Annotated in this window: 15 protein-coding genes; 10 read left to right on the forward strand and 5 right to left on the reverse strand. The window is 72.6% G+C overall.

The genetic code is table 11. The features are described 5' to 3' along the window. Positions 1–50 precede the first annotated feature (50 nt). Positions 51–1,493 (reverse strand): sigma 54-interacting transcriptional regulator, encoded by a 1,443-nt coding sequence (locus WMF27_RS25310; protein ID WP_437766318.1) that lies wholly within the window; start codon positions 1,491–1,493, stop codon positions 51–53. Positions 1,494–1,656: 163 nt separating this feature from the next. Continuing rightward, on the reverse strand, positions 1,657–4,839 hold the full coding sequence (locus WMF27_RS25315) for a hypothetical protein (protein WP_437766317.1): 3,183 nt from the start codon (positions 4,837–4,839) through the stop codon (positions 1,657–1,659). Positions 4,840–5,171: 332 nt separating this feature from the next. On the opposite strand from WMF27_RS25315, the gene mug reads away from it, so the two are divergent. After that, the gene (gene mug / locus WMF27_RS25320) at positions 5,172–5,684 is read left to right on the forward strand and encodes a G/U mismatch-specific DNA glycosylase (RefSeq protein WP_437769806.1); all 513 of its coding nucleotides are present in this window, start codon (positions 5,172–5,174) and stop codon (positions 5,682–5,684) included. 8 nt (positions 5,685–5,692) lie between these two features. Here mug and WMF27_RS25325 read toward each other — a convergent pair whose 3' ends face one another. Further along, positions 5,693–6,196: a hypothetical protein gene (locus tag WMF27_RS25325; protein WP_437766316.1), complete on the reverse strand. Its 504-nt coding sequence runs from the start codon at positions 6,194–6,196 to the stop codon at positions 5,693–5,695. A gap of 303 nt (positions 6,197–6,499) precedes the next feature. Here WMF27_RS25325 and WMF27_RS25330 point away from each other — a divergent pair, with 303 nt between their 5' ends. The 4 genes from WMF27_RS25330 (at position 6,500) to WMF27_RS25345 (ending at position 11,181) form a co-directional block, all read left to right on the forward strand. Then, complete coding sequence (locus tag WMF27_RS25330) at positions 6,500–9,037, forward strand: PAS domain S-box protein (protein WP_437766315.1); 2,538 nt, start codon at positions 6,500–6,502, stop codon at positions 9,035–9,037. Positions 9,038–9,163: 126 nt separating this feature from the next. Continuing rightward, positions 9,164–9,736 carry an OmpA family protein gene (locus tag WMF27_RS25335; protein WP_437766314.1) on the forward strand — a complete coding sequence of 191 codons (573 nt, stop codon included), beginning with the start codon at positions 9,164–9,166 and terminating at the stop codon, positions 9,734–9,736. Positions 9,737–10,115: 379 nt separating this feature from the next. After that, the gene (locus WMF27_RS25340; protein ID WP_437766313.1) at positions 10,116–10,622 is read left to right on the forward strand and encodes a YtxH domain-containing protein; all 507 of its coding nucleotides are present in this window, start codon (positions 10,116–10,118) and stop codon (positions 10,620–10,622) included. A 10-nt stretch (positions 10,623–10,632) separates the two neighbouring features. After that, complete coding sequence (locus WMF27_RS25345) at positions 10,633–11,181, forward strand: hypothetical protein (RefSeq protein ID WP_012237734.1); 549 nt, start codon at positions 10,633–10,635, stop codon at positions 11,179–11,181. 92 nt (positions 11,182–11,273) lie between these two features. Here WMF27_RS25345 and WMF27_RS25350 read toward each other — a convergent pair whose 3' ends face one another. Continuing rightward, positions 11,274–12,197 carry a CBS domain-containing protein gene (locus WMF27_RS25350; protein WP_437766312.1) on the reverse strand — a complete coding sequence of 308 codons (924 nt, stop codon included), beginning with the start codon at positions 12,195–12,197 and terminating at the stop codon, positions 11,274–11,276. Positions 12,198–12,976: 779 nt separating this feature from the next. Here WMF27_RS25350 and WMF27_RS25355 point away from each other — a divergent pair. The 5 genes from WMF27_RS25355 to WMF27_RS25375 all read left to right on the forward strand — a co-directional run bounded on the left by WMF27_RS25355 (position 12,977) and on the right by WMF27_RS25375 (position 22,243). Further along, positions 12,977–13,573, forward strand: coding sequence for a hypothetical protein (locus tag WMF27_RS25355; protein WP_437766311.1), 597 nt, complete (start codon positions 12,977–12,979; stop codon positions 13,571–13,573). Positions 13,574–14,096: 523 nt separating this feature from the next. Beyond that, positions 14,097–19,121 (forward strand): HAMP domain-containing protein, encoded by a 5,025-nt coding sequence (locus WMF27_RS25360; protein WP_437943034.1) that lies wholly within the window; start codon positions 14,097–14,099, stop codon positions 19,119–19,121. 346 nt (positions 19,122–19,467) lie between these two features. Continuing rightward, on the forward strand, positions 19,468–19,869 hold the full coding sequence (locus WMF27_RS25365) for a hypothetical protein (RefSeq protein WP_437766309.1): 402 nt from the start codon (positions 19,468–19,470) through the stop codon (positions 19,867–19,869). 198 nt (positions 19,870–20,067) lie between these two features. Then, positions 20,068–21,966 carry a serine/threonine-protein kinase gene (locus WMF27_RS25370; protein ID WP_437766308.1) on the forward strand — a complete coding sequence of 633 codons (1,899 nt, stop codon included), beginning with the start codon at positions 20,068–20,070 and terminating at the stop codon, positions 21,964–21,966. Beyond that, positions 21,920–22,243 carry a YetF domain-containing protein gene (locus WMF27_RS25375; RefSeq protein ID WP_437766307.1) on the forward strand — a complete coding sequence of 108 codons (324 nt, stop codon included), beginning with the start codon at positions 21,920–21,922 and terminating at the stop codon, positions 22,241–22,243. Before WMF27_RS25370 ends, WMF27_RS25375 begins: the two co-directional genes overlap by 47 nt. Positions 22,244–22,250: 7 nt before the next feature. Here the strand turns inward: WMF27_RS25375 and WMF27_RS25380 are convergent, their stop codons facing one another. Further along, a complete protein-coding gene (locus WMF27_RS25380; RefSeq protein WP_437766306.1) occupies positions 22,251–23,738 on the reverse strand; it encodes a DUF2330 domain-containing protein in 1,488 nt (495 codons plus the stop codon). Between the last annotated feature and the right edge of the window lie 100 nt (positions 23,739–23,838).

The following is a 23,838-nucleotide window of genomic DNA, read 5'->3' on the forward strand; positions in this document are numbered from 1 at the left end:
GGCCTCGGCGGGCGCGAGTCGTGCCGCTCTGCGCGGCGCCGAGCGCGATGCTACCCGCGAAACGCGTCGGCCTTGAGGTTGTACCGCCTCATCCAGCGGTGCACCTGCACGCGATCCCTCCCCAGCACGCGCGCCACGGCGGCGACGTTGCCCTGGTGCCTCGCCAGGAGCTCCCGGAGCACGCTCTCCTCCGGGGCGGTCCTCGGCGGCAGCGGCCCGCCCGGCGCGGACGCGACGTCCTCCGCCGGCTCCTCGTCGTACTGCGGGTAGACCGTGGCGCGGGAATCCTCCGCGAGCGGGCCCGCGAGGGAAGCGCCCCGGGCCCCGTACGTCTTCATCCGATCGCGGATGCTGTCGCTGAGATCCTGGATGCCGAACTCGGCGCCGCGATCCGCGGCGGCCCAGCGCTTCAGGAGCGCCTCGAGCTCCCGCACGTTGTAGGGGAAATCGTGGTGGAGCAGGGCCGCCATGGAGACCATGCTGGGCCGGATCTCGGACCGGCCGTGGCGCGCCGCGAGCGCGGTGCAGAGCAAGAACATGTCTTCCTTGCGCTCGCGGAGGGGGGGCAGGGTCACGCTGTGCTCGTTCAGGCGACCGAACAGATCGGCGCGGAAGGCGCCCGTCTGCTGGAGCTTGTCGAGATCGCGGTGCGTGGCGGCGACGATCCGCACGTCGATCCGCTCGGCCTGCGTCCCGCCGAGCGGCGTGAACTCCTTCGACTGGATCACCCGGAGGAGCTTCGCCTGGGCCTCCGCCGGCATGTCCCCGATCTCGTCGAGGAAGAGCGTGCCCTCGTGGGCCGCGCGGAGGAGGCCCGCCCTGTCGCGGTCGGCGCCCGAGAACGCGCCGCGCCGGTGCCCGAAGAGCTCCCCCTCGACGAGGGCGACGGGGATGGCGGCGCAGTTGACGGCCAGGAACGGGCCGCGCCGGCCGCTCCAGTCGTGGAGCTGCTGGGCGAAGATCTCCTTTCCCGTCCCGCTCTCACCGCGGATCAGCACCGAGAGCTCGCTGCGCGCGATCTCGTACAGGCTGCGGGCGAGGGTCCGGGTCCGGTAGCCGCCCACGATCCGCCCCATCGAGAAGCTCGGCGGCCCCTCCTGCGAGCCCGGCGCCTCGACGTAGGCCCCGTCGATGCGGTAGCGGGCGTAGCTCTCGACGTCGCGCTCGACGAACTTGAAGATGGCGTCGCCGACCCGGACCTGGTCGAGGTGCGCGATGGGCGCCTCCGTGACGAACTCGCCGTTGCAGAGCGTGCCGTTGCGGCCGCCGAGGTCGGTCAGCCGCCAGACGCCGCCCCGCCGCTCGATCCGGGCATGATGGCGCGAAGCGCTGCGCGTCGGCACGGACACATCCGCGGTCGGATCGCGGCCGAGGACCGAGCCTTGCTCGAGCACGGGGTACGCAGGACGAAATTGCTCGTAGTTGTCGGCATAGAGCAACACGAGCCCCGCCCCGGCGCTGCTCTGCCGGAAGAACGGAGCACGAAATTGCATTGACGCTGTACTGTCGATGTCCTTCGACCGCTCTGTCCCGTCGCCGTGCATTTGGACATGGTGATGGTACCAACCTATCCGTCCGCCGGGCGCATCATTCGTCCGAGCCGATCGTGCTCGCGGAGGGGTCTTCGGAGCGGCTGACCCACATCCACGCCGCGCCTCAGCCGCCCTCGGGCCGCGCGCCCACGGAGCACACGAGGCGCTGCGTCGTCGCCTGCGCTCGCAGGGCGCCCTGTCCTGCGCCGGCGCCGGCCCCCTGCCCCCGCGCGGCCGTCCACCGCGCGATCAGCGCCGCGTCCTCCGCGCGCTCAGCGCGCCGCCTCGAGTCGGAGGCGGCGAGGTGCAGCGCTTCGAGGCAGACGCGCTCGCGCCCCCAGCGCACCTGCGCGAGGCCCTGGTTCCCGAGCGCGATCGCGGGCAGCGCCCTCGGATCGAGGCGCAGCGCGCGCTCCGGGTCGAGCGCCACGAGCGCGCGCCACGCGCCCCGCTGGGCGCGGCAGCGCGCGTCGCTGGCGGCGGTCAGCGTCGCCCAGGGCGCGAGCGCGACCACCTCGCCCACGGTCCCCCCCATGCGGTCCAGCACCGCCGCGCCCGCGATCTCGGGGGCCGCGCCGTCGAGCACCAGCACGCCGGCCTCGCCGTCGTCGCGCCACGCGAGGGTCATCGGCCGGCCCCGGAGCTCCTCGCGGTCGAGCGCCACGAGGCGCGCAGGCCGCCGGGGCTCCGGCGTGTGCTCCTCGACGGCCACGCGGCGCCGGAGCTCGCCGAGCACGAGCGCGCGGCCCGGACCGAGCAGGAGACCCGGGGCCCGCCCCGGCGCGGTGTCCGCGTAACCTCGGCGCGGCTCGAACGCCGGGAACGCCCGCGCGCCCTGCGGGCCGAGCAGCAGCTCACCCCCCTCGGCGGCGAGGACGAGCAGCCCGACCTCGCCGCTCGCAGCGAGCAGCGGGATCGACGCGCCGCGCTTCCCGCCGCTCGGCGCGAGCTCGGTCGCGTTCAGCCGCAGCGCCTCGCCGCGCAGATCGAACGGCGGGAGGTAGAGCACGCTGTGCGTCCGGACCGCCGCGACCTTCGGGCCTCGCTTTCCCGGCGCGGCGCCGCCCTTGCCCGACGCCGCGCCGCCGGGCGGCGCCTCCTCGGGCGCGGCCTCCTCGGCGGGCGGCGCCTCCTCGGCCGGCCGCGCGGCGCGCCCAGGCGCCGGCGCGTCGGCGACGACATCGAGCGCCTCGCCATACGACGTCGGCACGGTCCATCGCTCCGGGCCAGCCTCGAGCGCGGCGCGCGGGCGCAGCGCCGGCAGCTCGATCGGCGCACAGGAGAGCGACGGCAGCGCCTCCGGCGGCTCGTCGATCCGGCCGACGCCGCCCGCGCAAGCCGCCGCGTCCGCCCCGGCGGCGCCCGCGCGGCCGGCCTCCGCCGCCCCGCAGCCGGGGCCCGGCGCGGCGGCGATGGCCGGCGACGGCTCGCCCGCGCCCCAGCCGAGCCGCACCACGCCGCTCAACGCACAGCCGAGCGCGGAGCACCCGCCCTGGAACGACGGCGGGGGCACCGGCGAGCGCCCGGCGGCGCGCCACGTGCGGCCGTGATCGAGCGTCTCGTAGAGCTCCGCGCCGGCCGTGACGAGCACGCCGTGGTCGCCGGTCACCACCATCCCCGCCGGATCGGGCGGCAGGGCGTGCGGCGAGACCGTCCCGTCGTCCGCGATCGTGACGCCCTGGCTCCCCTGCCCGACGGCATCGGACCACTCGACCGACGACAGCCACCCGTCGACCCCGCCGTCCTCGCGCGCGCGGAAGCGCCTGTCGACGAGCACCCGTGTCCCGTCGCGCGGGGGCGGCGTCCAGTACCAGCCGGGGAGGTGCCCGCGGAGCTCCACGACCCGCGCACCCCCCTCGTCGCGGCCCCGCGGCGCCCCGGCGGGCGCTGGCAGCCGCGCGTCGCGCTCGCCCGTCAGCAGCGCGATCGCGCTCCCGTCCCGGCGCGGCGCCCAGCCGACCAGCGCCTGCGACTCGCCGAGCTCGACCGCGTGCTCGACCCAGTCGTCCGGGCCGCGCCGCACGCAGATCCTCGGGTGGATCACGACCTCGCCGTAGCGGCGATCTCGCTCCTCGTCGCTGGCGACCCGCGGCGACGCAGCGCAGCCGCCGACGTAGCCGAGCGCGCCGCCGTCGTCGGCCACGAAGAACCCCTCGTCGCTGAAGGCGCGCTCCATCCGCGGCGCCTCGCCGCGCTCGGAGCGCAGGACGTAGCTGCCGTAGCCGTCGTAATCGTCCCACACGCAGAGGAAGAGCGGCCCGTCCTTCGCGGGCACCGGCGCGCAGCCCAGCCCGTCCGGGAGCCAGCCGGAGAACCGCTCGCGCACCGCGCCCGCGCTCACGTCGATCCGCGCGACGCCGCCCTCGAACACCCCGAGCGCGGTCCCGTCGGGCAAGAGCGCGCCCGCGGAGACGGCCGCCGCGAGCGGCGCGAGATCGTCGAGGACGGGGGCGTCGCGCGAGGCGGCCTGGGCGCCCGCGAAGAGCAGCTGGAACGACCCGCTCGGCCAGCTCGAGCGGAGGTCGCCGTCGGGCCGGCCGAGCGAGCCGTCCGGGAGGACGGCCACGCGCCCGAGCGCCGTGTCGAGCGAGAGCGCGTCCGGGGCGACGCTCAGGGCGCGCGTGGCGAGCCCGAGCCGCTGGCCGGCGTCGAGCCACGTCCTGCCGCCGTCCGCCGTGGTCGCGGCGCGGCCGAAGACGTCGAGGCGCGCCGCGCGCGCGGCGTCCAGCGCGGCCAGATCCTGGATGGCCGGCATGTCGAGGGCCCGGCCCCGAGCCTCGCCCGGCAGGAGCTCCCGCGGCCCCCGCTCCGTGAAGACCACGACGCCTCGCAGGCCGTTGCGGGCGCCCCGCACCGCGCCGCCGCCGCCGCCGAGCGCCACCTCCGCGAGCGGCCCCGTGAAGCCGCGCGAGCGGAACGCCCTGCGCCGGGTCCAGTGCAGGAAGCCCCCGCCGAGGTGGGGCGCGATCGCGAGCGATCCGACGACGGGCTCGCCGGACGCCCACAGATCGGCCTCCCACGCCGCCGCGGCGACGCGCCCGTCTCCGCCGAGCTCGAGCCGCGCGCCCTCCGTGACGACGCGCGCCGCGACGGCCGCGGCCGGTCCGTCGTGCGTTGCCCGGAACACGCCCTCGGAGAGCGCCTGGAAATAGCGCGCCCCCGGCGGGGCAGCGCTGGCGGAGCCGATCGCGCCCGGCGCACGCGCGGCCCGCGCAGCCCCCGCGCCGCTCGCGGGGCTCGGCTCGAGCGCACGCGCGCAGGCGGCCGCGAGGAGAGCCGAGATCAGACCGAGCGAGCGCGCCAGCATCCGGGGAAAGCACGACGGTATCCGTTGTCGCGCCCCCGTCCAGCGTCGATCCACGTCCTCGCCCCCGCGCCCTCCCCCCCGGCGGGCGCGCCCGCCGTTCCCGGCTCCAGCGCTCCTCGCCCTCGGGCAGTGGTCGACGTTACCCGGAGAGAGTCCACATGAAGACGGGAAGGCGGGAAAATCATTGAGGTTTTCTTCCCGCCTTCCCGCCTTCATGTTCCAATTCGACCACTGCCCGCGGCGCCCTGCGCCCGCCCGGAAGGCCTGTGCACTCCCCTCCCCGCCCCCGACGACCCACCCGCGACGAGCTCGTCGCCGCCGCCGGCAAGACGGTGCCGGACGTCATCGCCCCGGACCTCGACGTCCTCTTCTGCGGCATCAACCCGGGCCTCTACAGCGCCGCCGTCGGGCACAACTTCGCCCGCCCCGGCAACCGGTTCTGGCCGGCGCTGCACGCCGGCGGATTCACCGATCGCGTGCTCTCCCCGTCCGAGGAGCGCGAGCTGCTCGAGCTGGGGGTCGGGATCACCAACGTGGTCGAGCGCGCGACCGCGTCGGCGGACGAGCTGTCCGCCGAGGAGCTCGCCGCGGGCGGGCGGCGGCTCGAGACCACGGTGCGGCGCTACCGCCCTCGCTTCCTCGCCGTGCTCGGGATCGGCGCCTATCGAGGCGCCTTCGGCAGGCCCCGGGCCGCGCCCGGCCCCCAGCCAGAGACGCTCGGCGCAACGCGGCTCTGGGTGCTGCCGAACCCCAGCGGGCTCAACGCCAGCTACCAGCCGGACAGGCTCGCGGCGATGTTCCGCGCCCTCCACGAGGCGGTCACGTCGACCCGGGCCTCGCGGTGAGCGGGCGCCTACTCGGGCAGCGCGCTCGCCTCTTCCTGAGGCACCTTCGCGCGCGCGCGGCGGGCCTCTTCCCGGACGGCCGCGAGGCCGGGCGGCCCCTCGGGCGATCGCCCGCCGCGGTTGGTCACCGCGGCGAGCCACGCGAACGGCGAGTCGGGCGCGCTCTGCGCGACGAGGAGGACGGCGCGGGACGCGTAACGCGAACAGCCGTCCTCGCACACGGGCAGGACGAGGCGGAGCCCTCCGCCGCCGCCTCGGCCCACGAGGGGCGCCACGCGGAGCTCCGACGGAGGCGGCGACAGCACGGCCATCATCGCGCGCGCCATCCGATGGACGAACGTCGCTCCGGACATCACAGGCGGCGCGGAGGTCGGCACCCCCGCGCCGTCCGCCGCGTCGAGCCGGCTCGGCGGGAGCGCGAAGAGCCCCGCTCCGTCGGCCGCCGCCGCCGGCGACGGCAGCGCGCCCGCGAGCGCTCCCACGAATGAAGCCAGCTTGAGTCCGAATCGCATACGTGCTCCCTCTGCGGCACGTCCAGCAGGCCCCATGCCAGCCATGCGCCGCCGGCCGCGGCGTCGCATCCACGACGGTCCGCTCCGTTCGGCGCGCGTGACGGATCGCCACAGCGTGGCGGCGCGGAGCCCGATCCCACGCGGCGTTGTCGCTGCGCGCTGGCGGCGTTGTCGCTGCGCGCTGGAGGTGCCGCGGCGAGCCGGAGATACCCGCTTCGAGCAGGAGAATGGCGGAGAATGGCCCTCGCCGCGCGCGCCGCTTTCGCTTGCCAGAAGGTCCTGGCGCCGTTAACCGTCTTCGTCATGCCCGACCGAAAGCCAGGGCTGAGCCCGCTTCAGGTGAAGTCCTCGGTCCAGCCGGGCGCTCCCCTCCCGTCCGAGCCCGTGGCGAGCATCCTGCTCGTCGACGATCACCGCGCGAACCTCCTCGCCCTCGAGGCCGTGCTCGATCCGCTGCGCCAGCGGCTCGTCACCGCGCAATCCGGCGAGGAGGCGCTGGAGCACCTCAACCGCGAGGAGTTCGCGCTGATCCTCATGGACGTGAAGATGCGCGGAATCGACGGCTTCGAGACGGCCGCCCGCGTGAGGGGGCTCGATCGGGCGAGGCACACGCCGATTATCTTCATCTCGGGGCTGCCGGAGGACGAGGACCGACGGTATCGCGGCTACCGCGAGGGCGCGGTCGATTATGTCGTCAAGCCGTTCAATCCCGACATCCTCCGCGCGAAGGTGGCGGTCTTCGTCGAGCTGCACCGGAGGGCCGAGCAGATCAAGCGGCAGGAGGCCGCGCTCCGCCAGCTGGAGCGCCAGGCGAGCGACGAGGTGTTCCGGCGCATCATGGACACCAGCATGATGGGCCTGCTCTTCAGCGACTACGAGGGGCGCGTCATCGAGGCGAACGACTGCTTCCTCTCGATGATCGGCTACACCCGCGAGGACCTCAGGGCGGGGCTTCTCAGCTGGCAGGAGCTCTCCCCGCCGGAGTACGAGCATGTCCACCACGACGCGATCAACGAGCTGAGCCTCCACGGCGTCACGAGGCAGTTCGAGAAGGAGTACATCCGCAAGGACGGCAAGCGCGTGGCGGTCCTCGTCGGGTCCGCCCGCATCGAGACGCAGCGGCGCAACCTCACCTACGTGCTCGACATCAGCGAGCGCAAGCGCGCCGAGGCCAACGTCAGCCTCCTCGCCGGCGCGGGCGAGATCCTCTCGTCCTCGCTCGACTTCCGCGAGACGCTCGGGCAGCTGGCCCGGCTCGTCGTCCCGCTGCTCGCCGACTGGTGCGCCGTGGACATCCAGGGCCAGGACGGCGCGATCCAGCGCGTCGCCGTCCAGCACACCGACCCTCGGAAGGCGGAGCTCGTCCGCCGGATCGAGCAGAGCTATCCTGTCGATCCCGCGGCGAGCCGCGGTGTGCCGAAGGTGCTGCGGACGGGCGAGGTCGAGTGGGCGTCCGAGATCCCGGACTCCCTGCTCGTCGAGAACGCGCGGGACGAGGAGCACCTCCGGATGGCGCGCGAGCTCGGCCTCCGGTCGTACCTGGTCGTGCCGCTGGCGGCGCGCGGCCGCGTCCTCGGCGCGATCACGCTCGCGCACGCCGAGTCGGGCCGGCATTACACGAAGGTCGACGTGCAGTTCGCCGAGGAGCTCGCCCGGCGCGCCGCCCTCAGCGTCGACAACGCCCTCCTCTTCGAGCGCGAGGTCACCGTGCGCAAGGAGGTCGAGACGCTCGCGGAGGAGCTGAAGCACAGCGAGGCGCAGTTCCGGCTGCTCGCCGAGACGATGCCGCAGCTCGTGTGGACGAACCGCCCGGACGGCCACCACGAGTACTTCAACCGGCGCTGGTACGACTACACCGGGCTCACCGCGGAGGACACCGGCGGCGAGGGCTGGAGCCGGATCATCCACGCCGACGAGCACGAGCGGGCGATCGAGGCCTTCCGGGAGGCGCTCCGCACGGGCGAGCCGTACGAGAGCCAGTGCCGGCTCCGGCGCGCGGACGGCGTGTACCGCTGGTTCATCGGCCGGGCGGTCGCCGCGCGCGACGGGTCGGGCCGCATCGTCCGCTGGTTCGGCACGTACACGGACATCGACGATCAGAAGCGCGCCGAGGAGGAGCGGCAGCGGCTCGTCCAGGCGCTCGAGCGCAGCAACAAGGAGCTCGATCAGTTCGCGTACGTCACGAGCCACGACCTCAAGGCGCCGCTCAGGGGCATCGCCAACCTCTCGCAGTGGATCGAGGAGGACCTGAACGACAAGATGACGGCGGAGAGCCGCAAGCAGCTCGATCTGCTGCGCGGGCGCGTCCACCGGCTCGAGAACCTCATCGACGGGATCCTGAGCTACTCGCGGGCGGGCCGCGCCCGCGAGAAGCCCGAGGCGATCGACGTGGGCAAGCTCCTCCGGGAGGTCATCGAGCTGCTCGCGCCCCCGCCGGAGACGCGCGTGGAGATCGCCCCCGACATGCCCGTCCTCGTCACGGAGCGCGCTCCGCTCCAGCAGACGTTTTTGAACCTGATCGGCAACGCGCTGAAGCACGCCGGGGGCACCGATCCGGAGGTCCGCATCAGCGCGCGCAACGCCGGGCCGTTCTGGGAGTTCTCGGTCTCCGACAACGGGGCGGGCATCGCGCCCGAGTACCACGACCGCATCTGGGGCATCTTTCAGACGCTGAAGGCGCGCGACAAGGTCGAGGGCACCGGCATCGGCCTGTCGGTCGTGCAGAAGATCGTCCAGAGCAAGGGCGGGCGCGCCTGGGTCGAGTCCGCCGTCGGCGCCGGCGCCACCTTCCGGTTCACCTGGCCCAAGATCGAGGCCAGAGAGCCTTCATCCCCCGGATGAGCCCGCCTCGAGCGCGGGGCGTGGCGCGCGGCGACGCGCCTCGCTCGCCGGACAGGCACGGAGCTTGAACGACCTCCTCGAAACACAAGGCGGCTTATCGCGGCCGACCTCGAAAGGAGGGTTCCCATGCTGTCGATGTCCAACCTGCCCAGGCTCTGCCTGGGCGCGCTTGCGCTCTCGCTGTTCACCGCGTGCGCCGCGGCGCCTCCCCCGGAGCAGGCTCGGCCTGAGCCGAGGTTGCCGAACCCGGGCCCGGATGGAGTCTACAAGGTTGAATGGCCCGATCTCAGGGAAGGCGAAGATCGATTCATCGACCTCACCCTCGGGGCCGACATCGCCGACGTCTGCCGCCTTCCCAAGACGAGCTTCGCCTTCGACTCCTCCGAGCCGCTCCCGCAGGAGCACGTGGAGCTCCGGGCGCTCGTCGACTGCCTGCGCGCATCGAGCCTGAAGGGCGCGAGGATAGAGCTCGTCGGCCGCGCCGATCCGCGCGGCACCGCGGCGTACAACCAGGATCTCTCGCTCCGCCGCGCCGCGCGGGTGAAGGAGATCCTCGTGGAGGAGGGCATCCCCGCGGATCGCATCACGACGCGCGCGACCGGCGCCGCCGGGGCGGTCGGAGCTCAACCGATGTACTCCTATGGCTATGATCGCAGGGTCGACGTCGCGCTGATCGGCGTCGCCCATGCCCCCCGGTGACGCGCGCGCTCGCCCGCTCCGCGGACGCGGCTCGGAGCCCTGCCGGAGCGGCGCTGCAGCTGGCGCTCTCCCTCTCGGCAGGGCGGCTCTCCTCCTCCAACCCCACCTCTTCCGTTGGTGACGGCGCCGCGCGCCGCGGCCCTTGGTTCACCGGCGCTCGTCTTCACGGTTCACGGTTCACGGTTCACGGTTCACGGCGCGTGTCGCGCCCGAGGCGCGTCACGACAGCTGTGGCGTTTCGTCACGCAAGCGCCACGGCGGCGCGCCGCGGCCCCGGGGACAGGCGCTCCGGGCGCAAGCTCTCGGTTGGTCCGGGCCCTGCAATGGTTTCCCGACACGAACCGGCGGATGTCATGTCCGTCACGAGGAGACAAGAGCCATGACGAACCGAATGAACAGCGCGGTGGGGACTGCGAAGGGTGTGGTCGAGTCGGCGGCGTCCGGCGCGGGCGTCGCCGCGACGGCGGCCAGGACGACGGCGTTCGACGTCGCGAAGGCGGTCGCCGGCGTCGCCGCCACGGTCGGGGCGCTCGGCTTCGACGACGTGCTCGGCTGGGTCGGACTCTCGCGCAAGCGGAGCCCGCTCACGGCGATCGGCCTCTTCGGCGCCGGCCTCGCGGTGGGCGCGGGCGTGGCCCTGCTGCTCTCGCCGACGTCGGGCGAGGCGCTGCGCCGCGAGCTCCTGACCCGCCTCGACGGCCTGAAGCGCCAGGCGACCCGCGGGGTCGAGCAGGCCGAGCGCAAGGTCCAGGACAAGGTCGGCAGCGCGGTCGACGCGGTGAAGGGCGCGGTCGCGCCGTCCGACGCGAGCTCCGCGAACTCGCATTACGGCATCGAGGGAGCTGGGCTGTCCCACGGCGGCGAGAGCGGCCATCACCTGAGCTGAGGCGCTGGCCGTGTGGCTCGAAGCCATCATCACCCGGGAGGATCTCGCGCAGATCCTGGGCGAGTTCCTCCCGGTGAAGATCCACCTGGACGACGACGAGACGACCGATCGCTGGCTGTACCTGGGCAAGGCGACCGAGATTGCCCTGGCCGACGACCTGGGCTTGCGGGTCACCTGCCCGGCGGAGCTCCAGTGGTCCATCGCGGGCGTCAACCCCACCATCCGGCTCGATGAGCTCAAGGTGCTGATTTGCCCCGAGATCATCGAGAGGAACAAGGGGAGCGTCCTGGCGTTCAACGTCGAGCTCGAGGAGGCGGACATCCGCGGCATCCCCTCGATCCTCGACCACACCGTCATGAAGGCGGTCAACGCGGCGCTCGCGAACAAGCGGCCTGAGTGGAACTTCACGAAGACGCTCACGCACACCGTGGGGCTCCCCTCCAACCTCGATCCGATCGAGGGGCTGCACATCGGGGTCGCCTGGGGCAAGCGCCGCATCAGTCAGGACGCGCTCGTGCTCGTGGTCTCCTTCAAGCTCAATTTCGTTCGAGGCGATTGAGCTTCGCGGTTGCCGACAAGCGCCCCGCCCCCCTCTCCGGGTTGGCGGGGCGCTTCGCTCGAGCGTCGTTGTGTCCGAATCACCCTCGCCCGTTACCTCGCGATCCCGGAGGGGGCCGGGCATCCCGCCGAGCCCCCGGCCAGCGCGCGCATGACGTCCGTGCGCGTCACGACCCCGATCACGCGGTCCTCGTAGACGACCGGGCAGTCCGGCTCCTGGCTCGCGAGCATCCGCCGCGCGGCGTCGCCCACGAGCTCGCCAGGCCACAGCTGGACCGCCCTGCCCTCGCTCGGAGGCTCTTCGGGCGGCGCCGCGGGCGCCATCGCCGCCTGCGCCGCGCGCCACTCCCGCCGCGCCTCCACGAAGAAGAGCGCCGACAGCGCGGCCACGACGAGCTGACCGCCGAACAGGCCCATGAAGAACAGCGCCGCCGCCGCCGCTTGCCCGAGCGCCGCCGTCATCGACGTCGCGAGCCAGGCGCCGGTGAGCGGCGAGAGCGCCTCGCGCAGCGCGCGCCCCCCCTCGAGCGGCAACGCCGGCAGCAGGCCGAGCAGGGCGATCCCCAGGTTGGCGCTGGCGATCCACACGACCGCGGCCTCGCGCGAGGGCGCCTCGGCGGCCTTGAGGACCGAGATCCACCCGAGCTCGCCCACCCCGCGCTGGGCCTCGACGGCCAGCGCGAAGAGCGCCGCGAGGGCCACGTTCGCCGCCAGGCCGAGCGCGCCGCCCTGCGCCCGTCCCGCAGCAGGACGTGAGCGGCTGACGATCGGGCCGAGCGGCGAGAGCTGGATCTCCCGCAGCCTCAGCCCGAGCTGCCTGGCCACGATCCCACGCACGAGCGCCTGGAGCCCCACGCACCCGAGCAGCGCCGCGCCCAGCGCGCAGCCGAAGAGCGCGCCGCTCCAGCCGTACCGCGCCCCCCACTGGAGCGCCCCGATCGGGAGCAGCAGGCCGAACGCCGCATGCGCAAACACATCAACACCGCCGAGCCGCGTGATCCTGATGACCGACTTCATGGTGTCTTGCTCCTGGGTTCCCGCAGGCACCTGCACATGGCGGGAGGCGCAGTTCCGACGTGCCACTGCCCCCTCCCCCGGGGCGTGGCGAACACCTCGTCGCGCGATCGACCGCTCGGCTGACGGGCACTTGTCCCAGATTTTTCTGATTTTATTGCAAATCACATGCCGTTTTCCTGCGCCTCGCTTGCGAGGGGGCGGCGCGCGGAGCCATTCCGAGGGACGCAGCGGATGCCGGGCTCATCACACGTCGCCTGAATGCCGCGGTGTGGCGTTCCGCTACATCGTGGGCGCACACCGTCACGGCGCCATATCCGGGCTCCCCAGCCGGGCGCCGAGCGATTCAACGTTCGAGTTCTGCATGCGTCCACTCCTTCACCAGCGCACCCGCGCCGCGCGCGCCTCCGTGGCGTGGAGCCTCAAGGACACGGGCCTCCCCGCCGCGCTCTGGAGAGCGGCGGAGAGGGCTGTGACCGAGCGAGGCGCGCCGGGCTCATCCATCGTGTGTGCGGCGTCCCCACGGCACAGGGCGTGCCGCCGCACCCGCCCCCGCGTGCCCAGTCCGATCTCCGCCGCTCGCCGACCAGAGCTCGCGAGGACGGATGGAGGCAGGCGCGCCCCATTGCGGCGATCCGCGCCAGCGTCGCTCGACCCCCGCCGGGTGCGTGCGACCGACCCGAGCGGCGCGGCATGCGGTGTGCACAGGCGATGACAGGCGATGAGCAGCGGAGCCGACGGGGCGTCGAGATCGGCTGAAGAGACGCGGCAAAGGATCGTTTATGTCAGAGCGCAGAAGCCAGGTCGATGATTTCACTCGGCTCACCGAGGAGGATTTCACGCGGCTCACGCAGGAGACCGAGCGGCTCGCGAAGCACGTCGAGGATCTCCGGCACCGGATCGCCGCGACGACCGCGAAGCGGCGCAGTTCCTCCGGCACGCTCCCTGCGCAGAGCGCCGCCCCGTTCGCACCGCCGCACGGCTCCCCCTCGGAGCGGACGCACGGCGCGACGCCGGAGCGGCCGTGCGACGCCGCCGCGGAGCGGCCGTATGACACCGCCGTGGAACGGCCGTATGACGGGCCGCCGGAGCGGCCGCATGACGCCGCCGAAGAGCGGATGCACGACGCGGCGTCGGAGCGGCCGCTGCGCGGAGCGACCGAGAGGCCGCCGCCCCGTCACTCTCCCTTTCCCGAGCGCACCTCGTGCCTCGCGAACGTGTCGCGATGGCTGCCGCCGCTCAGGACCGCGAGAGATGCCATGGAGTCGGGCGTCCACGAGAGGGTGGGAGAGGCAGGGCGTTACAGCATCATCACGCCGCGCAACAAGCCGAACGATCTCCCGACGAAGCGCCGCTCGCCCAAATCCGACGTGGCCTGAGGCGCCGGCCCCGGAGGGCCGCCGCGTCGGCGCGGGGGCCCTTCTTTCCCGCGTTGTCCCGCCGCGGCCGCACGCGCGCCTTGCGCGCCGCACGCGCGCCTTGCGCGCCGCACGCGCGCGCTGCGTGCTGCGCGTGGCGCGAAGCTTGCCCAGCTGAGCGCCTGCTAGTAATACGAGCCCATGCTGCTGCGCGGTGGGAGCAGAAGCGCATGGCCGACGTGCCATGAAGCCTGAACCCGAGGGGCCCCCGGCGGCCGCCTCGCGGCCTGGCAGCGAGGGCCCCGCTCCTCGCCTGCGGGAAGCGTCGCGCGGAGCCCCAGCGCAGCCTCGACCGATGAGGCCGCCATCCACGCGAGAGGGCCTGTCCTCCTGCCGTCCTCTCGCGCGGCGCCCTGGGATCACGCCGGGGCGCCGGGTCCGATGGCCTCCTGCGCCCCTGGGCCCCTCCGCGCCCGGGGCGCGCGCTCATTTCCCTTATTGACCGATCGGTCCTGCCCGCGGGCGGGGCCAGGAGAACAGCGGCATGGAGCAGCGAAGCGACCTCGACAAGGCGGCCCGCAAGGCGAGAGCCGGCAATGGCAAGAGCAAGAAGGCCGCGTCCGGGGATGGGCTGCAGCACGGCGCCGCGAGGAAGGCCCGCCCGGCCGAGCGCCCCCGCGCCGCCGCGCCGCTCGAGAGCGACGAGCTCGACCGGCGGACGCTGCTGATGTCGCTGACGGGCCTGAAGAAGGGCGATTTCTCGGTGCGGCTGCCCGTCCACTGGCTCGGGCTCGACGGGAAGATCGCCGATACGTTCAACGACGTCGTCGAGCGCAACGAGAAGCTCGCGAAGGAGCTCGCCCGCCTGAGCCGCGCGGTGGGCAAGGAGGGCAAGCTCTCCCAGCGCGCCTTCATCGGCGAGGTGAGCGGCGCATGGGCCGACGAGATCGCGTGCATCAACGCGCTGATCGGCGATCTCGTCCACCCCACCGCCGAGACGGCGCGCGTCATCGGCGCCGTGGCCAAGGGCGATCTCTCGCAGACGATGGCCCTCGAGGTGGACGGCAGGCCGCTCGACGGCGAGTTCCTCCGGACCGCCAAGACCGTCAACACGATGGTCGAGCAGCTCGGCTCCTTCGCCTCCGAGGTCATCCGCGTCGCCCGCGAGGTCGGCACCGAGGGCAAGCTCGGCGGGCAGGCCGACGTCCGCGGCGTCGCCGGCAGCTGGAAGGACCTCACCGACTCCGTCAACTCGATGGCCGGCAACCTCACCTCCCAGGTGCGCAACATCGCCGCCGTCACCACCGCCGTCGCCACGGGCGATCTCTCGAAGAAGATCACCGTCGACGTGAAGGGAGAGATCCTCGAGCTCAAGGACACCATCAACACGATGGTCGATCAGCTCCGCTCCTTCGCCTCCGAGGTCACCCGCGTCGCCCGCGAGGTCGGCACCGAGGGCAAGCTCGGCGGGCAGGCAGACGTCCGCGGCGTCGCAGGCACATGGAAGGACCTCACCGACTCCGTCAACTCGATGGCCGGCAACCTCACCTCCCAGGTGCGCAACATCGCCGCCGTCACCACCGCCGTCGCCAACGGCGATCTCTCGAAGAAGATCACCGTCGACGTCAAGGGCGAGATCCTCGAGCTCAAGAACACCATCAACACGATGGTCGATCAGCTCAACTCCTTCGCCTCCGAGGTCACCCGCGTCGCCCGCGAGGTCGGCACCGAGGGCAAGCTCGGCGGGCAGGCCGACGTCCGCGGCGTCGCAGGCACATGGAAGGACCTCACCGACTCCGTCAACTCGATGGCGTCGAACCTCACGGCCCAGGTGCGCAACATCGCGACCGTCACCACCGCCGTCGCCAAGGGCGATCTCTCGAAGAAGATCACCGTCGACGTCAAGGGCGAGATCCTGGAGCTCAAGAACACCATCAACACGATGGTGGACCAGCTCAACTCCTTCGCCTCCGAGGTCACCCGCGTCGCCCGCGAGGTCGGCACCGAGGGCAAGCTCGGCGGGCAGGCCGACGTCCGCGGCGTCGCAGGCACATGGAAGGACCTCACCGACTCCGTCAACTCGATGGCCGGCAACCTCACCTCCCAAGTGCGCAACATCGCCGCCGTCACCACCGCCGTCGCCAACGGCGATCTCTCCGAGAAGATCACGGTCGACGTGAAGGGAGAGATCCTGGAGCTCAAGAACACCATCAACACGATGGTCGATCAGCTCCGCTCCTTCGCCTCCGAGGTCACCCGCGTCGCCCGCGAGGTCGGCACCGAGGGCAAGCTCGGCGGGCAGGCCGACGTCCGCGGCGTCGCAGGCACATGGAAGGACCTCACCGACAACGTGAACTCGATGGCCGGCAACCTGACGAACCAGGTGCGCGGCATCGCCAAGGTCGTGACCGCGGTCGCCAACGGCGATCTCAAGCGCAAGCTGGTCGTCGACGCCAAGGGGGAGATCGCCGCGCTCGCGGACACCATCAACGGCATGATCGAGACGCTCGCGACGTTCGCGGATCAGGTGACGACGGTGGCGCGCGAGGTCGGCGTCGAGGGCAAGCTCGGCGGGCAGGCGAGCGTGCCCGGCGCGGCCGGCACGTGGAAGGACCTCACCGACAACGTGAACCAGCTCGCGGCGAACCTCACCACGCAGGTGCGCGCGATCGCCGAGGTCGCCACCGCCGTGACCAAGGGCGATCTCACCCGGTCCATCAAGGTCGAGGCGCAGGGCGAGGTCGCCGCGCTGAAGGACAACATCAACGAGATGATCCGGAACCTCAAGGACACGACGCTGAAGAACAGCGAGACGGACTGGCTCAAGAGCAACCTCGCCAAGTTCTCGCGCATGCTCCAGGGGCAGAAGGATCTGCTCACCGTCGGCCGGAGGATCCTGTCCGAGCTCGCCACCGTCGTCACGGCGCAGCAGGGCGTCTTTTACATCATGGATGCCTCCGGCGAGGAGCCTGTCCTGAAGCTGCTCGCGAGCTACGCGTTCAAGGAGCGCAAGCACGTCGACAACCAGTTCAAGCTGGGCGAGGGGCTCGTCGGGCAGTGCGCGCTCGAGAAGGAGAAGATCCTCCTCGTCAACGCCCCCCCCGATTACATCACGATCACGAGCGGCCTCGGCGACGCGCCCCCGGTCAACATCATCGTGATGCCCGTGCTCTTCGAGGGGCAGGTGAAGGCCGTCATCGAGCTCGCGTCGCTCGAGCGCTTCAGCCCGACCCACCAGGCGTTCCTCGACCAGCTCACCGAGTCGATCGGCATCGTGCTCAACACGATCGAGGCCAATATGCGCACCGAGGACCTGCTCAAGCAGTCCCAGTCGCTGGCGCGCGAGCTCCAGAGCCAGCAGGAGGAGCTCCAGGAGACGAACGCCGCGCTCGGCGAGAAGGCGCGGCTCCTGGCGGAGCAGAACGTCGAGGTCGAGCGGAAGAACCACGAGGTCGAGCAGGCCCGCCAGGCCCTCGAGGAGAAGGCGCGCCAGCTCGCCCTCACGTCCAAGTACAAGTCGGAGTTCATGGCCAACATGTCCCATGAGCTCAGGACCCCGCTGAACAGCCTGCTCATCCTGTCGGACCAGCTCTCCAGGAACAACGACCAGAACCTCACCGCGAGGCAGGTCGAGTACGCGAAGACGATCCACGCGTCAGGCACCGATCTCCTCGGGCTCATCAACGACATCCTCGATCTCACGAAGATCGAGTCGGGCACCGTCGTGGTCGACGTCGGAGAGATCGGCTTCACGGACCTGTCGGACTACGTGCGCCGCACGTTCCGGCACGTCGCCGAGGCGAAGAAGCTCGATTTCGAGCTCTCCTTCTCGTCGACGCTGCCGGCGTCGATGTTCACCGACGCGAAGCGGCTTCAGCAGGTGATCAAGAACCTGCTCTCCAACGCCTTCAAGTTCACCGAGCGCGGCAAGGTGGTCCTGGAGGTGACAGTGGCCCGCGGCGGCTGGAGCGGTGAGAACGAAGTGCTCAACCGCGCCGACGCGGTGATCGCGCTCTCCGTCCATGACACAGGGATCGGGATTGCGCCGGACAAGCAGCAGATCGTCTTCGAGGCGTTCCAGCAGGCGGACGGCAGCACGAGCCGCAAGTACGGCGGCACCGGGCTCGGGCTCGCGATCAGCCGGGAGATCGCGGGGATGCTCGGCGGCGATCTCACGCTGGTCAGCGCGCCGGGCCGCGGCAGCACGTTCACGCTCTACCTGCCGCGCACCTTCCGGCCCGTGCGGGCGGCGCGGCGGCAGCCGACTCACGTCCTCGACGCGCCGCCGTCCATCGATGATGCCGTCCACAGCAGCCGGCCGTCGGATCGCACGTCCGCGAGCGCGGACGTCCAGATCATCGACGACAGCGAGAGCGTCCGCCCCGGCGACCGCGCGATCCTGATCGTGGAGAACGACACCGTGTTCGCCCGCTTCCTCGTGGATGTCGCGCGGGAGCACGGCTTCAAGGCGGTCGTCGCGCTCCGCAGCGCGATCGCGCTCTCGCTGGTGCGAGAGATCCGGCCCGCGGCGATCACGCTGGACATCAACATGCCCGACGTCGACGGGTGGCGCGTGCTCGACTGCCTGAAGCGCGATCTCTCGGCGCGGCACATCCCGGTCCAGGTGATCACGACAGAGACGGAGGAGGAGCGGAGCCGCGCGCGGCGGATGGGCGCGGTGGGCCTGCTCAACAAGCCGCTCAGCAGCAGGACGGCGCTCGACGAGGCGTTCGCGCGGCTCGCCGGGCTGATCGGCTCGCCGCGGCGCCGGCTGCTCGTCGTCGCGCCGGACGGGGCCTCCTTCGCCCCGGCGACCGAGCTGCTCGGGGACGCGGCGGTCACGGTCAAAAGCGCGACGACGGCCCAGGAGGCGCTCGACGCGCTCGATCGCGAGGCGTTCGACGCGATCGTGATCGAGCTGCACCTGCCGGACATGCCCGGCCTCGAGCTCATCGAGCGCCTCGATCGCGCAGGGCGCCTCGCCGATCTCACGGTCATCGTGTACGCGCCGGCCGGCGTCGCCGGGGACGGCGAGGCGCAGCTCTCCCGGCTCGCGCAGAAGCTGCCCGTGAAGCACGTCCAGTCGAGAGAGCGCCTGCTCGACGAGGTTACGCTCGCGCTGCACCGCCGGCTCTCGGATCTGCCGGAGCCGGCGCGGCGCATCGTGGAGCAGCTCCACGAGTCGGCCGCCGCGCTCTCCGGCAAGTGTGCGCTGATCGTCGATGACGATTTCCGCAACATCTATGCGCTGAAGACCGTCCTCGAGAGCTACGGGATGACCACCCTCACCGCCGAGACGGGGAAGGCCGCCATCGAGCGCCTGGGGAGCACGAGCGGCATCGACGTCGTGCTCATGGACATCATGATGCCGGAGATGGACGGATACGACACGATCCGCGCAATCCGCAAACAGCCGGCATTCCAGACGCTACCGATCATCGCCGTCACGGCGAGGGCGATGAAAGGCGACCGGGAGAAGTGCCTGGAGGCGGGCGCGACCGACTACACATCGAAGCCGGTCGACACGGAGCAGCTGCTGGCGCAGCTCCGCATATGGCTGCATCGCTGAGCTCGCTTCATCTCCCGTCACCGCCGCTCTCCACACCACGCCCTGCGATCGCCCCCGAGCACGCCCGGCGGTTTCGTCCGTGCTGCAATGACGCCTCCGTGTGGCGCACCTGCGCAAGCTCTTGCGCGGCACACGGGCGATCGACGGCGCAGAGTACCGAGCATTTCCCGCATTTTCATTTGGCATGCCGCCTGCTGTCGCCTGCTGTGGCGATGTGGGTTTCCAGAATACAGGCAGGGCACGCGCGCGAGGACGTTCATCAGGAAAGGAGCTGTAGGTGAGGCCAAAGCTGGTGACCGGTCTTGTCAGGACGTGGTCGGACGCCGAGAGGTCGGTTGAGCGCGTGATGAGCTGCGGATACACGCGTGACACCATCAGCCTTGTCATGGGCGACGCGGGGAGCGACGGAACGGCGGGGGCGGTCTCGGCCGCGCTCGTGGGGCTCGGCGCGAGCGTGGCGTTCCCTGGCCTGGGGCTCGTGGCGGCGGGGCCCATCGGGGCCGCGCTCGCCGGGGCTGGCGCGCGCGGCGCGGCCGGCGGGCTCGTCGACGCGCTCGTCAGCGCCGGCATTCCCGAGCACCGGGCGAGCATCTACGACAGCGGCCTGCGACAGGGTGCGATCCTCGTGGGCGTAAATGCTTCCTCCGAGCGAGACGCAGAGATCCTGGAATTGATCCTCGAGTATGCGGGCGCCGAGGACGTCCGGAGCGAGAGCTCGCAGCGGCGTCCTTACGACAGCTTCATCTGAGCGGTCGCGGGAAGGCGGAAGGCACGTGGCAACTTGCCTCGCTGAGGCGCGCTGCCGCTGGCGCGCTGCCGCTGGCGCGCCCGCGCAGGGTTTCAGGAGCTCCCCGAGCCGATCGCCTGGCACACGCGATGCTCCAGACTCGGCGCGTGCCGTTGCGTGGCGAGCGGCGCATGGCCGGAGCAGACGGCAGGAGAGCGCATGTCGAGCAACATGACCCAGGCGTTCGAGCACACCTCAGGCGAATGCTTCGAGGTGGGCACGGTGGTGGGCGAGAAGTACCAGCTCCTCGGCAAAGCGGGAGAGGGCGCGATGGGGTCTGTCTGGGTCGCCACGAACACGGCGCTCGAGGCCAATGTGGCCATCAAGGTGCTGCGGCCGGAGATGCGCTCTCCCGCGATCGCCGAGCGCCTGCTGCGCGAGGCGCGGGCCGCGGCGAAGCTCAGCCACCCCGGGATCGTGCGTGTCTTCGATCTCGGCAAGACCGCGGGCGGCACCCCGTACATCGTGATGGAGCTCCTGGAGGGCGAGGCCCTCCGGGACGTGCTCTGCCGCGAGCACCGGCTCGATCCCGAGGTGGCGCTCGCGGTCCTGCTGCCGGTCGCGAGCGCGATGCACGCGGCCCACGAGCGGGGCGTCGTTCACCGGGATCTCAAGCCGGACAACGTGATGCTCGCGCATCAGGGCGACGGGCGGATAAGGCCCAAGGTCGTCGATTTCGGGATCGCGAAGGTGACGTGGACCGAGCCCGAGTCCGGATCGACGGGCGCGGCCGTGATCGGGACTCCGCAGTACATGCCGCCGGAGCAGGCGCTGGGACAAGGCCACATCGATCATCGCGCGGACATCTGGGCGCTCTGCACGATGCTGTACGAGGCGATCGCGGGCGAGACGCCGTATGCCGGGGAGCACGGGTTCGGGACGCTGCGCGCGATCGTCCAGGATCCGGTGCGCTCGCTCGTCGAGCGGTGCGGCTCGGATCCGGCGCTGTGGTCGATCATCGAGCGCGGGCTGCGCAAGGATCCGGCGGATCGCTGGGGGAGCATGCGCGAGCTGGGCAGCGCGCTCGCGGCGTGGCTCGTCTCGAGGGGAGTCTCGGAGGACGTGTGCGGCGCGTCGCTCCGCGCGCAATGGCTGGACGAGCGGGCCAGCCAGATCCCGTCGCCGTCGCCGCGGCTGACTGCGGTGAGCTCCGCGCCGACGCTGCACTCGCGCCGCGCGGACGACTCCCTGGAGCTGCAGCAGCCCGTGACGGCCGCGCAGAGGGCGCCGGGGGCGGCGGCGGCGGGTCACGGCGCGCCGGGGACGGCGGAGCGCAAGGGGATCGAGGAGAGCGGGGAGCGCGCGTGGTCCGAGGCGACCGCGATGGTGAATCTGCCGGGGGCGGCGTCTCCGTCGCCGCGGTCGTCGTGGCGGGAGCGCTTTCCGCTCCGCGGCGTCGCGGCGGCCGGGCTCGTGGCCCTGGCGGGAGCGGGGGTGTGGAGCGTCGCGCTGGGCACGGCGGGTCGCGCGGGCGAGCCGACGCCGGCGCCGCTGGTCCAGCCCGTGGCGATGGTCGCCGCGGCGCCGTCTCCGGCGCCGCCAGCGCTCGAGGCGTCCCGTCCGGCCGGCGCGGCGCAGGAGAGCGCGGCGCCGCCGGTCGTACCCACGACGTCGCGCCCGGCGCGCGCGCCGAAGGCCGCGGTCCCCGCGCCTCAGGCGCCGGTCGCGGCCGCCACGCGGGCTGCGATCGCGGCGCCGGCGGCGAGCGCGCCGGCCGCGGCCGGGAAGCCGCCGGCGCCGGCGGCGAGCGCGCCGCCCGGGTCGTCCGGGCCCAGCGCGGGCGCGGAGGCGCCGGCCTCGCCTGCGCAGCCGGTCTCCGCCGGCTCGGCGCAGGCGCCGGGGAGCGCCGCCTGTCCGGCTGGCGGAGGCCGGGAAGGCGGGGAAGCGGCCTGCCCGCCGGCCGCCGAGGCGCCGACGAGCGCCGTGGAGGTCTACGATGACGCCGGGACGGCCGAGAAGGAGCCGGGCGTCCACCGGCCGGCGACCACCGAGGAGGGGCCGCCGGCCGCGGATGCCGGCGCGGCGGAGGGCTCTTCGAGCGCTCCAGCGGCGCCGTAGCGGCCCGGATACCGGCCCTGCGGGCGGGGCGGCGTCCGAGGTCATCGACGGCTCGCCCACGGTGCTGGTCGCGAAGGGCCGTATCCTGGAGGAGGCGTGCAATCGCGAGCGGATCCAGCCGGAGGAGATCCTGTCCGAGATGCACAAGAGCGGGCTGGAGCACCTCTCCCAGGTGCGATGGGCCATCCTGGAGGCGGACGGCGCGCTCACCATCGTCCCGGAGCAGGGCCACGCCCTGCCCGTCGCCCGGGCCAGGACGCGGGACGAAGGCGTGTGAGCGCCGGTCAGGCGGGGCGGGAGGCGAGGCGGCGCGCGCCGCGTCGGGCGATCGCCGCCGCGAGGGCGAGGGCGCCGAGCGTCATGCCCACGAGCGTGCCCTGCCCGCGGGTCCGCGAGGGGCGGTCGCCGTCGAGGACCGGGATCGCCGCGCCGCAGAGCACGTCGGCGTGGACGCTGACGCGGGCGCGCAGCCAGTTGTCGACTCGCTCCTGCGGCGCGGGGCTCAGGACGAGGTCCGTGTCGAGCGCGGCGCGCGGCAGGTTCGCCTCGAGACGCGTCAGCCAGACGTCCTTCGGGTGCAGGCCGACCATCGCGATCGCGAGGTCGTCGAGCGCCCCGCACGCGAGCTCGCGCGCGTCGATCTGGTCGGAGGCGACCTCCCCGCAGCGCGGATCGGACAGCGGGACGCCGGCCGGGCACGGGTTCGCCACGGCGCGGCTCTCGGTCGCGATCTCGGCGAAGCGCACGGCGCACGCGGCGTCCTGGACCTCGCCGGTCTCGCCGTTGGCGAGCCCCTGCTGGGCGAACGCGGCGGCGATCGTGTCGACCGGGGTGGTCGAGCCGCTCGTGGTGTAGCGCACGCCGAACGGCGCCGCGGGGCTCGACACGGGCGAGAACAGCGAGCCCTGCTGCGCGTAGGGGGTGAGGAACGCGCGGCCGCCGTCGGACGCCGCGATCGCCTTCTCGCGGAGCACGCCGTAGTTCGACTCCTGCGAGGCGAAGTCCCACGCGAGGAGGTCGATGGGGACCGCCGCGGCCGCGAACCCCTCGGGGGCGAGCCGCGCCTCGCTGATGGTGAAGAGGGTGATCGCGACGTTCGCGCCCGTCCCGGCGGCGACCATCCGGAGCGGGAGCGCGGGGTTCGCCCCCGGCGTGACGACCCGCACCGGCGTCATCTCCTTCACGTCCTTGCCCGGCTGGAGCCTGATGGCGATGAAGTCGAAGCCCTCGTCGACATAGGCGTCGAGGATCGGCCGCGTCGACGCATCGACGTTGAAGCCGTTCTCGTCGAACCACGCGTTCAGCGCGCCGGGCGTATCGGTGGCGAGCGTCACGGTGTTGTACGGGCCGACGGTGCCGCGGTGGAGCACCACGACGTCATCGCCGCCGAACGCCTCCCCCGCCGCGTCCGCGGAGCTGAGGTCCGAGCCGCAGCCCCCGCCGCTACGGGCGCAGGTGGAGCTCGGCGCCGTGATGCGCACCGACGTGGCCGCGTCGAGCGTCTCGAACCAGGCATCCGAGCCTTCCTCGAGGATCGCCCCGCGCTTCACCGGGAGCACCCACCCGAACGCGCTCGGATCGCCCGAGTACTGGATCTGATCCCAGAGCACCGACTGGACGGGCGACACGGAGAGCACCATCCGGTGCGCGTTGACGACCGTCGTCTCGGTGGGCGGGGCGAAGCACCCGCCGCAGGCGAGCGCCTCGCGCGGCGACAGGAGCGTCGCGGAAGGAACGGCGAGCGCAAGGAGCGCGAACAAGCGAAGTTTCATCGGCTACCTCCATGGGCGCGGGTCCGCGCGGGCGGGCTCTCGAAGCGCGCGGGCGGCGCGCGGCGCACCACCGCCAGGCTATCCGAGCCTGCGCGCGGCG

Origin of the sequence: Sorangium sp. So ce281 (genome assembly GCF_051527395.1) — a bacterium.
Lineage (GTDB): Bacteria > Myxococcota_A > Polyangia > Polyangiales > Polyangiaceae > Sorangium > Sorangium cellulosum_B.

Excerpts from the sequence above, each read along its gene's own strand:
- WMF27_RS25310 (WP_437766318.1), bottom strand. The coding sequence starts at position 1,493 with ATGCAATTTCGTGCTCCGTTCTTCCGGCAGAGCAGCGCCGGGGCGGGG.
- WMF27_RS25315 (WP_437766317.1), bottom strand. The coding sequence starts at position 4,839 with ATGCTGGCGCGCTCGCTCGGTCTGATCTCGGCTCTCCTCGCGGCCGCC.
- WMF27_RS25325 (WP_437766316.1), bottom strand. The coding sequence starts at position 6,196 with ATGCGATTCGGACTCAAGCTGGCTTCATTCGTGGGAGCGCTCGCGGGC.
- WMF27_RS25330 (WP_437766315.1), top strand. The coding sequence starts at position 6,500 with ATGCCCGACCGAAAGCCAGGGCTGAGCCCGCTTCAGGTGAAGTCCTCG.
- WMF27_RS25335 (WP_437766314.1), top strand. The coding sequence starts at position 9,164 with ATGCTGTCGATGTCCAACCTGCCCAGGCTCTGCCTGGGCGCGCTTGCG.
- WMF27_RS25340 (WP_437766313.1), top strand. The coding sequence starts at position 10,116 with ATGACGAACCGAATGAACAGCGCGGTGGGGACTGCGAAGGGTGTGGTC.
- WMF27_RS25350 (WP_437766312.1), bottom strand. The coding sequence starts at position 12,197 with ATGAAGTCGGTCATCAGGATCACGCGGCTCGGCGGTGTTGATGTGTTT.
- WMF27_RS25355 (WP_437766311.1), top strand. The coding sequence starts at position 12,977 with ATGTCAGAGCGCAGAAGCCAGGTCGATGATTTCACTCGGCTCACCGAG.
- WMF27_RS25360 (WP_437943034.1), top strand. The coding sequence starts at position 14,097 with ATGGAGCAGCGAAGCGACCTCGACAAGGCGGCCCGCAAGGCGAGAGCC.
- WMF27_RS25365 (WP_437766309.1), top strand. The coding sequence starts at position 19,468 with ATGAGCTGCGGATACACGCGTGACACCATCAGCCTTGTCATGGGCGAC.
- WMF27_RS25370 (WP_437766308.1), top strand. The coding sequence starts at position 20,068 with ATGTCGAGCAACATGACCCAGGCGTTCGAGCACACCTCAGGCGAATGC.
- WMF27_RS25375 (WP_437766307.1), top strand. The coding sequence starts at position 21,920 with ATGCCGGCGCGGCGGAGGGCTCTTCGAGCGCTCCAGCGGCGCCGTAGC.
- WMF27_RS25380 (WP_437766306.1), bottom strand. The coding sequence starts at position 23,738 with ATGAAACTTCGCTTGTTCGCGCTCCTTGCGCTCGCCGTTCCTTCCGCG.